General features: G+C 62.8%; 3 protein-coding genes. 1 reads left to right on the top strand and 2 read right to left on the bottom strand.

Features of this window, described 5'->3' with window-relative positions; all coding sequences use genetic code 11:
• Positions 1–140 precede the first annotated feature (140 nt).
• Complete coding sequence (locus BG842_RS12130) at positions 141–386, top strand: HalOD1 output domain-containing protein (protein WP_069450930.1); 246 nt, start codon at positions 141–143, stop codon at positions 384–386.
• A 274-nt stretch (positions 387–660) separates the two neighbouring features.
• Here the strand turns inward: BG842_RS12130 and BG842_RS12125 are convergent, their stop codons facing one another.
• On the bottom strand, positions 661–1,119 hold the full coding sequence (locus BG842_RS12125; RefSeq protein ID WP_069450929.1) for a hypothetical protein: 459 nt from the start codon (positions 1,117–1,119) through the stop codon (positions 661–663).
• Between the two features lie 164 nt (positions 1,120–1,283).
• Entirely contained in the window at positions 1,284–2,600 is a 1,317-nt protein-coding gene (locus tag BG842_RS12120) for a glutamate-1-semialdehyde 2,1-aminomutase (RefSeq protein ID WP_083252513.1), read from the bottom strand.
• Between the last annotated feature and the right edge of the window lie 5 nt (positions 2,601–2,605).

Below are 2,605 nucleotides of genomic sequence, written 5' to 3'. Positions count from 1 at the left end.
TTGTTACTCGGATAATAACACACACATACACACACTTTCATACACTACAATGTAGTATTGGTCAATTGTGATGGGAAACGAGGACACATCGGATCACGAGGACGACATCGAGGAGGAAGGAATAGTGCGGATACGATGCGATTGGGCTACCAAAGCCCCGGAGTACCGCAGTCGCCGAAGCGGTTGCAGCAGCAGAGAACAGTGAAGTGAACGAGATGGAACCCCTCTACACGTACATCGACCCTGACGCGTTGGACGCGCTCGTCTCCCCGAAGACAGTGAGCCGATGCGAGACGATGGATTCCGTTTCCTTCTCGTACGACGGGTACGACGTGACCGTCCTGCGCAGCGGTGAGGTCAGTGTCCGGAAGAACGACTCCGAATGAGCCAGGCGACAACCGACGAAGACCCTTCGAATCGTCGTCCCGTCGTCAGGCGGGACGACGTGAGTCAACGGAGAAAGTGATTCATGGACCTAACCACCCATCACGTTGAGGAACGAGTACCGAGGACATCACACGAATCACGGATACCCTCCACGAATCGGGGGTCACCGTCGAGAGTTCGGAAATAATGCGCCAGCGTCGCATGCAACCGTTCGACCACTTCCACTTCAGCGAATCGAAGGAGTAACTCGACTCGTGGAACGAGGACCGACTATCACGGAACGCCGAGATTGTCGTGGCGTTCGCGGAGGTAGTACAGCGCGAAGGGGACGCTCAGGACGAATCCGGCGATGACCGCGGACGAGATATCGCTCGTCAACAGCCAGACGACGACCGCGGCGGCCAGTCCGAGGAGGCCGGTGAGCGCGTAGTTTCCGCTCGGCGGTTCCCAGCCCTGTTCGGCGCGGTGTATCGCCTGCGTGTCCTGAAACACCGCGAACGGAAACACGGCGATGAGGACGGCGAAGGGGATGCCGACCGCGACCAGCGAGACGAGAGCGGCGTGGACGATGGGCGAGTCGTACGTCGAGGGGAGGATGTTCGGTTCCAGCGAGATGGCGAACGCGACCCACGCGACCGTCACGACCCAGAAGACGAACACCACCGGCACCGCCGCAATCCAGTACCACCAGCGCGACTGTACCCGGTCGCCGGAGAGTTTTGGGCGTTGCATCTGTTCGTCACTTGGGACGGGAGGATAAAACGAATGTCGTCTCTCAAACGTCCCGGCCCGGAGAAAGAATCGTCGGAGTCGTCGAGGGTTGTCTGTTAGGTCGGGAGTCTCGTCAGGCGGAGAGTCCGTCGAGTAGAGGGTGGTCTCGTCCGGTTCGGCGGCCGTTACAGCGCTTCCTTGTACGCCTCCAGCGTCTGCTCGATGTCCTCCTCGGTGTGAGCGTAGCTGATGAACTGCGATTCGAACTGATTGGCCGTGAGGAAGACCCCTTGGTCGAGCATCGCGGGCCAGAACAGCCGCTCCCAGCGTTCGGTTTCGGCGCGGTTCACGTCGCCCTTGTCCTTCGGACAGTACTCGAAGCGAGGACAGTCGGGGTCCTGACTACATCCGACCGCACACTGGCCCTCCAAGTCGCGGGGGCCGTCGCGCGTGAAGATGACTTTGAACATGCTGTCCGTGCCGACGACGGTGTACTCCGGCGCGCGGTCTTCGAGGATGTCGGTCAGTCCCGCGCGGAGTTCGTCGCCGAGCGACCGAACGTGGTCATACACGTCGTTTTTGGCGGCGTAGCGGAGCGTTTCCAGTCCGGCGGTCAGCGAGAGCGGATGGCCGGAGTAGGTGCCCGCCTGAAACACGTCGCCGGTCGGCGCGAACTGCTCGATGATGTCCGCGCGGCCGCCGATGGCACCGACCGGGAACCCGCCGCCGATGACCTTGGCGAGCGTCGTCAGGTCGGGCGTGATGCCGAACTTGCCCTGTGCACACTGCAACCCGCCGATGCGGAACCCGGTCATCACCTCGTCGAAGATGAGCAGGGAGCCGTGGTCCTCCGTCAGGTCGCGGAGGGTCTCCAGATACCCATCGACCGGCGGCACGCTGGCGCAGTTGCCCAGAATCGGCTCGGTGAGGACGCAGGCGATTTCGTCGCCGCGCTCCTCGAAGAGTTCGCGGGCCGCGTCGGCGTCGTTGAACGGGAGCGTGATGGTCTCCTCGGCGAACGCGGGCGGAATCCCGTTCGAACTCGGCTCCGAAGCCATCCCGGCGGTTCCCTGCACGAGCGTCGATTCCTGCGCGCCGTGATAGCCGCCCTGCATGACGACGATTTTGTCGCGTCCGGTGTAGCCGCGGGCGAGGCGCACGGCGGAAGAGGTCGCCTCCGTCCCGCTGTTGACGAACCGAATCATCTCGACGCTCGGGACGTGGCGGGTGACGAATTCGGCGAGTTCCACCTCGACTTCCGTCGGCGCGCCGTACATCGGTCCGTCGGCGAGTTGGGATTGGACGGCCGACTGCACCGGTTGTGGCAGGTCGTGGCCCAACAGAAGCGGCCCGTAGCCCATCACGTAGTCGATGTACTTGTTCCCGTCCGCGTCGATGACGTGTGCGCCGTCGCCGCGTTCGACGAAGAAGGGATACGGTCGGACGGCCCGAACGGGCGAGTTGACGCCGCCCGGCGTCACGGACAGCGCGCGGTCGTACAGGTTTC

This window comes from Haladaptatus sp. W1 (genome assembly GCF_001723155.1).
Classification (GTDB): domain Archaea; phylum Halobacteriota; class Halobacteria; order Halobacteriales; family Haladaptataceae; genus Haladaptatus; species Haladaptatus paucihalophilus.
This window is presented reverse-complemented; position numbering and strand designations above follow the sequence as displayed.